12 protein-coding genes are annotated in these 8318 nt (G+C 59.4%); 2 read left to right on the top strand and 10 right to left on the bottom strand.

Annotation, left to right across the window (positions count from 1 at the left end):
- On the top strand, nt 1–383 hold a 383-nt coding region (locus tag G3O06_RS44930; RefSeq protein WP_205819934.1), incomplete at its 5' end, for a hypothetical protein.
- Here the strand turns inward: G3O06_RS44930 and G3O06_RS44925 are convergent.
- From G3O06_RS44925 to G3O06_RS44885, 10 genes are all read right to left on the bottom strand, one after another.
- Nucleotides 280–1527: a phage/plasmid replication protein gene (locus G3O06_RS44925; protein WP_205819933.1), complete on the bottom strand. Its 1248-nt coding sequence runs from the start codon at nt 1525–1527 to the stop codon at nt 280–282. The genes G3O06_RS44930 and G3O06_RS44925 overlap by 104 nt on opposite strands.
- 106 nt (nt 1528–1633) lie before the next feature.
- Entirely contained in the window at nt 1634–1762 is a 129-nt protein-coding gene (locus tag G3O06_RS49860; RefSeq protein WP_277403793.1) for a hypothetical protein, read from the bottom strand.
- Between the two features lie 181 nt (nt 1763–1943).
- Nucleotides 1944–2186 (bottom strand): hypothetical protein, encoded by a 243-nt coding sequence (locus G3O06_RS44920; RefSeq protein WP_205819932.1) that lies wholly within the window; start codon nt 2184–2186, stop codon nt 1944–1946.
- A 180-nt stretch (nt 2187–2366) separates the two neighbouring features.
- Nucleotides 2367–3725, bottom strand: a complete 1359-nt coding sequence (locus G3O06_RS44915) for a type II secretion system protein GspD (RefSeq protein WP_205819931.1) — start codon at nt 3723–3725, stop codon at nt 2367–2369.
- Entirely contained in the window at nt 3722–4840 is a 1119-nt protein-coding gene (locus G3O06_RS44910) for a zonular occludens toxin domain-containing protein (protein ID WP_205819930.1), read from the bottom strand. The genes G3O06_RS44915 and G3O06_RS44910 overlap by 4 nt, the downstream gene beginning before the upstream one ends.
- A gap of 4 nt (nt 4841–4844) precedes the next feature.
- On the bottom strand, nt 4845–5138 hold the full coding sequence (locus tag G3O06_RS44905) for a DUF2523 family protein (protein ID WP_205819929.1): 294 nt from the start codon (nt 5136–5138) through the stop codon (nt 4845–4847).
- Nucleotides 5139–5146: 8 nt separating this feature from the next.
- The gene (locus G3O06_RS44900; protein WP_205819928.1) at nt 5147–6685 is read right to left on the bottom strand and encodes a hypothetical protein; all 1539 of its coding nucleotides are present in this window, start codon (nt 6683–6685) and stop codon (nt 5147–5149) included.
- A 159-nt stretch (nt 6686–6844) separates the two neighbouring features.
- On the bottom strand, nt 6845–7069 hold the full coding sequence (locus G3O06_RS44895; protein WP_205819927.1) for a major capsid protein: 225 nt from the start codon (nt 7067–7069) through the stop codon (nt 6845–6847).
- A gap of 46 nt (nt 7070–7115) precedes the next feature.
- Nucleotides 7116–7409, bottom strand: a complete 294-nt coding sequence (locus G3O06_RS44890; protein ID WP_205819926.1) for a hypothetical protein — start codon at nt 7407–7409, stop codon at nt 7116–7118.
- A gap of 3 nt (nt 7410–7412) precedes the next feature.
- Nucleotides 7413–7733, bottom strand: coding sequence for a single-stranded DNA-binding protein (locus G3O06_RS44885; RefSeq protein ID WP_205819925.1), 321 nt, complete (start codon nt 7731–7733; stop codon nt 7413–7415).
- A gap of 247 nt (nt 7734–7980) precedes the next feature.
- Here G3O06_RS44885 and G3O06_RS44880 point away from each other — a divergent pair.
- On the top strand, nt 7981–8318 hold a 338-nt coding region (locus tag G3O06_RS44880; protein WP_205819924.1), incomplete at its 3' end, for a DNA-binding protein.

Below are 8318 nucleotides of genomic sequence, written 5' to 3'. Positions count from 1 at the left end.
CCATGGAAGCGATCACGAAGGTATGGAACATCGCGCACAAGAACGCGACCAAGGAAGTCGCAGCAGTTCGGCAAGAAGCTGCCGACGAAAAACGTGCGCTACAGAAGGAACTTGAAGAGGCCCGCGCCGAGATCGCCCAGCTGGAAGCGATCAAAAACAAGCTAGACGAGCAATGCCACGACGAAGCACACCGCGCCGACCAGGCAGAAAAAAAGCTCACCGAAGTCAGCGGTGAGCTTCATGCGACAAACAAGCTTTATGCAGCCCTGCTCGACTCCACTAAGCCGCGAGCCGCATCTGGAAAGAAGGACGCTGATACCAAACGGGCGCGTCCTTCAGCGCAAGTGAGCGAACCTGAAAAAACACAGGCCGAACCTCGCTAACCGTTGTTATGGGCCGCGCCGCAATGTCGTGGCCCGTCTTTTTCAGAATCGCCGCCCGCAGCCGATAGAAGGTGCTCTTCGGCGCAATCTCTTCCGGACTGGCTCCTTCCTTCCACATCGACAACGCGCCCCGCTCGGAACGCGTCAGGCCGCTCACCGCGTCCGCCTGATACACCACCGCACGCTCCGCTATCTTTCCCATATGTTTCTCCGCCTCATCGAACAGCGCAGACTCGGTCTCGAAGGGCTTCCAGTAGCCCATTCCGTCATGCTGCGCAAACCACCTGCTCTTAAACGACCACTCAAGCCTTGAAACGCCTGTTTCCGCACACCAGAGCGCGAGCTTGTCCAAATAGTCCTCGGCCTCCTGATACAGCGGCCGCACGTCTGCCTTGGCGATTCTCCCATCCTTCGCCGCCGCCTTCAATCGCTTGAGGTAATGCGGAAGCGACACCTCACCGAGCTCCTGCCCCTTATCGTAGGCCTTCACATGCATCAGGAACGACGACGACAAAGCGACCGTGTTCCAGTCCCAGCGCGCAAACTGATCGAGCGCTGTCGCATCCGGCGCACTGCGGTACAGCTTCTGCTGCCCCAGCCACTTGTGAAAGTCCGCAACGTGACCGGAACCCACCGCCATATTCTGCGTGATGTCGGCCCGGATGATATGCGCGCCGGTCCACACCGCGCGATCATCATTCCACCCTTCCACAAACGACTCGAAACCCGAGCGCGCATCACCCGACACGTTATGCACCAGCTCGCCCGCCGTGAACTCAGGGAGGCCAAGCGACAACAGCACCTCGTTATAAACGGCAATACCATCATCCACGCCAAGCCCGAACAGGTTATCGAGACGACCGAACTTCGACGGATTCCCACGCACCTCGACCTTGCCGCCCACCATCCGCACGAGCAACGTCGTTTCGTAGCTGCCCTTATGCTGCGTGAACTTCGGCGTATCAAACTCGATCTCTGCATCCTCGCCGCACAGCGCCCATGCTTCGGCCACCACGCCGTCCGTATCGATCGTCTCACGGCGCGCGAGCCCGCAGCCGCCATCGATGGACACCACCCGCCCGCCGTTGAAGTCCGGCAGGTTCGGATCGTGCTGCTGCCACACGCTGAGCCAGTCACAGAACATCGCTTTTGTTTTCCCGAACTGTAATTACATAAAACGTATTACGTAATACTTTCCCAAAAATGAGACTAACTTTACGTGTTACTAGACACGTAAAGCCGCTGCGCGGCTAAATCCGTGCCGCCGCACGCTGCATCAGCGCATCCGTAGCCCGCTCCTGCCGGTCCAGCGAGTGCAGCAGCGAGAAAAAGCCATACACGGAAACAGCGATCAGCGAAGCAACAATGAGGACACGCATAACAACCTCCCGTTGACACCGAAAAATCGGGCTCGCCGCCCGGCAGGGGGGTGGGGTTTCCAACCCCTCCCCCCTGACGGGGAGCCTGTCCTAAACCGCGTGCGTCAAGGGACTTTCGCGGCATATCCTCGCCGCTACGCGGCTGCGGTATTCCACGTTCCCTTGACCCACGCCAACCCCGTCAGACCTCTAGCGAGGCCTGAGAACCAGTCCAGCAAGTCATGTCGACAGTCACTGACTCCACGCCGAGCTGGCGCACGAACTTCAACGCCGTCTCAATGCGGTAGTACTTCACATGGCCCGCCTTCGTATGCACACAGCCCTTCGAACCATCACCGGCCAGATACGACACCCATGCACGACCGTTGACCACCACGACCGTCAGCGAACGAATGCCACCGGCCCGAAACACCTGCGTGAGCACGTCCTCTCGCATATCCGCCATTTGAACCCCTAAAATTAAAAAATGGTTCCCAAAACTTCAATTTCGGGAACCATCTTACTCGACTACATGTGCCGAGTAAACCGGCACGCGCCAGCGACCGCGATTTCCGTGCGTCCTCGCGCAAGCGCTGCGGGCGCGCGGAATCGGGTCGCTAGCGAGTCAGATCTTCGCAACCTGCAGAACGAGCACGATTTCCGTGTTGTCACTCGAGTTGTTGTGCCCATTCATCCACCTGGGCAAAAACGATATGCCGGAGCTCGAGCGCGAGTCATGTGACTGCAAAAGGCCACCGATCACGGCGACATCGCCATCAGCCATTGAAGTGACCGTCTGCAGCTTGCGCGTGTTCTTGGTAGGCGACGTATTAACACCCGTAGTGGTACGAACGAAGTCCGAGATCTCCTCATCAACCGAAAGATCGATCGTGTCGCGCATCACCGTCGGCAGAACGTCAAAGATAACACCAGCATCCTGATAAACGATCGACTGGACAGGCGTGCCACTGGTCCCCTGAAACGACACATTGCCCTGCGTCGGAACCTGCTGACCCACATTCAGCCGCGCGCGCTCGCCGGACAGCACAGTCATGTTCGGCCGGGTCAAGACCTTGAACCGCCCGTCAGAATCCAAGGCCTGTATCGCCGCATCGATCGTATTGCTACCACTGGAAGCATGAAGCGACACCACCGACTGCGCCGGATCCACAAACCCATTATTGATGCCGAGACCAAGCCCAAGGATTTTCACGGCCAGAGAGAAGCCCGACTGATCTGACTTCGAATCACTGACTTCGTACACCCAGGCACGCAAATTGACCTTGCCACGCGCCACGTCGATCATCGGCAACACCTTGCGCAGCGCTGCGACTTCGTCAGCCGTGCCCATGTACACGAGCTGATCGGTGTTCTGATCGATCACCGCCGCCGCCGACGACTGAGGCACATCACGCGCAATGTCACCACTCCCCTGACCGGCGACACCGGCCGCCGACACCCCTCGCTGCGTCGTGAAATGCCCCCCAACGAGCGGCTGCACGAGGCGCATGAGGTAATCCGCCTTGCGATACCGAGGCACGTACACAAACGGCTCACGCGACTCCTTGGGCTTGTCCGCATCGGGCTTCTTCGAGATGAAGTCAACCCCATCCCGCACCGAAACCAAATAGCCGAGCGAATCAAGGAACGCGGCCAGAAACGGCCGCAGCTCGCCATCACTGGCCCGATACCTGAAAGACACCAGACGCTGATCGGATAGCACATCGGGGCCAAGCACGTGCGGCGTCTTGACCGCATTCTCGTACAAGAAGTCCACCAGAAACGACACCGTCGCAAACCGAAGATCGAACGAGTTACCCTTGGAATGCTGAACCATCGGCTGCAACGGCAGCGCCGAAGGCAACGGCGCACCCACACCCGGCAAAGCCGGCAAAGACGGCAGAGGCGGCAATCCTGCCGGCTCGACAGCCAGCGACAACGCCGGCCAGATCACTACAAGCGTGAGCAGACGCTTGACGTTCATTTCGACTTACCCCCCGAAACAAGAGCAGCCGGACCAGTCGACGACTTGCCCGACCACATCGTGACGCGCTGACCATCTACGCGACCGCTGACGGCAGCGCCAAGGCCGGTATAGGCCGAAGGCGAGTCAACCCGCATCCGACCAGCCTCGTCGGCCAACACGACATACTGAAGACCACCCGACTCAAAGCGCCCCATCACCCGCCATGAATCAGAAAACTCCGGCGGCTTGACCGACGCGGCAGGCGCAGGCACACCGGACGCCCCAACGGACCCAACAGCGCCACCACCTGGCACAACAGCGGACAACCCGGCAGCCTGACCTTCCACCGGCTTCGCCTTGTGCGTGAAGAAGCGGTACGCGAAAAAGACGCCGCCACCGAAGAGCAGCAGAACCGCACCGGCGTAGGCCCACATGCCCTTGTTCAACAACAAGTTCTGCCGCCGATCGATTGGCTGTTCCTTCGCCTGAGCGTGGCTATAGCTCTTGTACAGGGAATAGATTTCCTTCTTGAACGCAAACGGCCCACCCGACGACTGCGGCTTGCCCGTCAACTTCACGCCCCGATACAGATTGACCGAGTAACGGTTAAGGCCGATCGCCTTCGGCTTATGCGTGACTGACGACAGCTCGACCTTGCCCTTAAGAGCCCGAGCCAACATCGTCAGATCCGGATCGATCACGACCAGATCGCAGCTATGCCCCATCTCGTTCGTGAAATGCCGATGCTCACGAAAGAAATACGCATGACCGCGCTTGACCTTGTCACCCTGCGACCAGTACCGCGTCGCCTCATCGACCACCACCAGATCACCCGGCCACACGCGACCATACCCGGCGTCCGGCACCGGCAAAGGCTTGTCCAGCGCTTCCTCGCCGGGAAAAAAATCCTCCTCCTCCGGCGCGCTACGATCGCAGCTGCGTATATGGCCGATACAGACGATCTTGCCCTTCGGCGCGTTCTCCGCGACGTAAACATAGATCGCCTCGTGATCCAGCCCGTCGATATTGGTGATGATGAAACGACCCTTCGCGACGGCAGGCAGGATCACGTGCTCCATCACACCGTACGTCTTTCCACTGCCCGGCCCGCCGCCAAATGCGTTAATCGGCATGGCTTCACCCGATCAGCGGAATACGACGAATGATGAAGCGCGCCCCGTACGCCGCGATCACCAAGGGCATGCCGTAGCTCACCGAGCACAAATCGAGGAAATACCAGACGCCTGAACCGACCGCACCAAACGCCTGCGACAGCGACCCCGCCGTCGGCAGAATGCCCTGCCCTTGCAGGTAAGACACCGCTTCCGTGACGAAGAAATAGAGCGCGAAATAGAACACGAACTTGATAAGCACCGAGCGGAACAACCACGACAAAGCGGACCACACCGCCGACATCAGCACTGCATACATGGATCACCTCACGCGGTAAGAACGATGAACACCGACGCCAGCAGGAACACCAGCGCAAACGCGGCACCAATCGCCGGCCGGTTCTGCTCGAACAGCGTGCAGTGCTGATCCATCGTGTAGCTGTGGCCGAACATCGAGAACGTGCCCGTAGGACACACACCGGTATGCGCCGGCATCTGGAAGCCCTTGAAACCCGGCAGCATGTTCATGATCGGGCCGAGAATCATGGCGATCGTCGGCGTACTCTCCAGCGACGGCTGGGCCGAACCAGCATACGAACCCCAGTCGACCTCACACGGCGGCTGACCCGGACCACCACAGGACGGCGTATTGGTCGTGACAGTCGTGCTCGTACTGCCGTCCGGATTCTGCGTGACAGTCGTGCTCGAGGAGCTACCAGAACTCCCCGACGACGTAGCACCCGGCGTCGTGCTCTGCGACCCAGGCTGACCGCTCACCGGCATCGCGCCCACCGACCCACCACCCGACGCCGAGCCCAACGAACCCGCACCCGAACCCGTGCCGACACCGTCCGCCACCGTCGGTGTCCAGTCCGGATTCGCAGTCTGCCAACCGGTCGCATCATCCGCCGTGATCGGATTAGACGGGTCATACGGAACCCCCTGATAACCCGGCTGCTGTGACGCCTGCTGCCACAAGCCATTAGCCGTATCTGCGACGAGCTGCGGATTAACCGGCTGCTTCAGCTCAGTAGACGGAATCGCCGCAACGGCACTCGCAACCGAAACAGGCGCAGCCGCCTGCGACCCATCAGTAATCGTCGTCGGCCCAAAAGGCGTACACGCGCCATTGACAGCAATACCGGAACACGAGTCACCAGACCATGTTCCAGTCGACACCGAAAACGTAGTCCAAGCTTGAGTGTTATTCGGACGACCATCGTCATACCCGATAGTCCGATCAATCTCGACACAACCCGGAGCGCAACTCACCGTCGAAACAGAACACGAGCTAATCGGACTGCCAACCTGTCCTTGACAAACCCTCTGCAACAAATGAGACGCAAAATCCCCCACACCACCACCGGCCAAAGTCTCACCACCAAAGTTACCGACCAGCGCCGACCCGCCAGAAGAAAGACCAACGCCCCCCGGAACAGAGGCGCCACCCGAACCACCCACCGTAACCTGCCCATTCGAGCCAAACAACCAGCTAAGCGCCTTATCCAGCCCGAGCATCACCGCACCCTGAACCACCGCACCGATAACCAAGCCCGCAACCATCCCGATCCACCCGCCCCCGATGCCGCTGCGCGCTCCGCTCGCAGCGCCAACGGCCACCGCCTCCACCGCCTCAATGGTCGTGACCGCCTGAGAGCTACTGACCGCGACGCCCCGATTCGCCATGTTTTCGTAGATCAAACCCGACGTCTCCGCCTGGATCTTCCCGTACGTACCACGCGTCGAAGGATCGTAGTAATTACCCACGATATTGCCCTTGCCATCGAACACAATCACCGTGCCCGCATAGGCCCGACCGACCAAGCACAACGCCACCAGTAGCACCCCCACCTGTCGCGCGCGCATGGTTCACCCCCTCAGGCCGAGCACGCACGCCCAGCCACACACAACGCCCCAGCCGAAAATCATCAAGTACCAGCAGTCCGTTGCACTCATCACACCGCCCCCGTAAACAAAAAAGGGGAGCCCCGCGGCTCCCCAGCTTCACAACCAGCCGCGCGAGACTTACAGACCCTTCACGGCACGCAGCGCGAACTTCGCACCGCGCCATGCGACGTACACACCAACCATGATCGCGGCAACGGCCATGATCGCGGTAATCACCGTGCTGAAGTCCACCGCCGACGTGATCGTCGTGAAATCCGGCGCCGTTGCGTTCGCTGCAACCGCAGCAGCTGCCAAACCACCACCAACCGCATACTTCTTCAGTGCTTGAAGCTTTGCCTTCATTGCTAACCCCTTCGAGAACAGAACACCGGGAAGCGCCCGGAACGCGTCACCCCCGCTTAACCAGCGAGAGAATGCTTCCCGCGCTCGCACTCACCATCCAGATACCAACCACCATGGAGAACGCCAACGCGAAGAACCCACCCGCAGCGGTGTAATCGAACGGCACCGCCAGCCCGTCGAGAAACGGCTGGCTCGCCGGATCGATCACGTACGCCTGCTGCGTCTGAATATGAAAATACTGAGTGCCCGACGGCGGGCAAACCTGCTGATCGAGTGCCGACGACTGATCCGACGTGACCGGCACGCACAACAGGACGTTCTTGACCGTGCCGACAGCCACGGATCACTCCACCAGGTCGAGGAAAAGATTGACCGGCACCAGCTGGCGACGCTCACCCGTCTCACGATCCGTGACCGAATACGCCTTACCTTCAAACCCGCCCAGCGTCGCGAGTGCCCTGCACTCTTCATCAACATCCGTGAACCGCGCCTTGCTGCGGATCTCCACAACCTGAGGACGCGTATAGGCATCCTCTGCCGGACAGATGATCGTGGTGTAAAAGAACTTTTCGTAACGACGGACGCGCAATACCTTCCCAACGATCTGAACCTGACGCGGCTTCAGCGCATTAAGCGGCTGAACCTTTGCAGCGACTTCACTCATGATCTAACCCCTTTTCCAGTCCAATCCCAAATGATCCCTTCCTGTTCCCAAATTTCACGTTTCAGCGCCCGGAAGTTACGGCTTAACGTTTTCGAGACTCTATTCCTCTTATCGGTCACCAGCAATAGAAATTTAGGCCCCAAAAACGAAAAAAATGGCTTGTAAGTGGATGTGACATTGTGTTATAAACCGTTACGGATTGCGTAATTTCGTAATCCGTAACCTTACGTAATTACAGGAGAACAGCATGGCACGGAAGGGAATCACCTACGATCAGGTTGCGAACGCCGCACAAGCAATCGCCGCACGCGGACAGGAACCGACCATCAGCGCAATCCGCGTAGAGCTGAACAACGAGGGCAGCTACAGCACGATCAGCCAGCACCTGAACCGCTGGCGTGCCGAATCAGCCGATAAGGTCGACACAGCCGCCCTGCCGCCCGACGTCGAAACGGCCGCCATGGAAGCGATCACGAAGGTATGGAACATCGCGCACAAGAACGCGACCAAGGAAGTCGCAGCAGTTCGGCAAGAAGCTGCCGACGAAAAACGTGCGCTACAGAAGGAACTTGAAGAGGCCCGCGC

This window comes from Burkholderia sp. Ac-20345 (assembly GCF_017104825.1).
Lineage (GTDB): Bacteria > Pseudomonadota > Gammaproteobacteria > Burkholderiales > Burkholderiaceae > Burkholderia > Burkholderia lata_B.
This window is presented reverse-complemented; position numbering and strand designations above follow the sequence as displayed.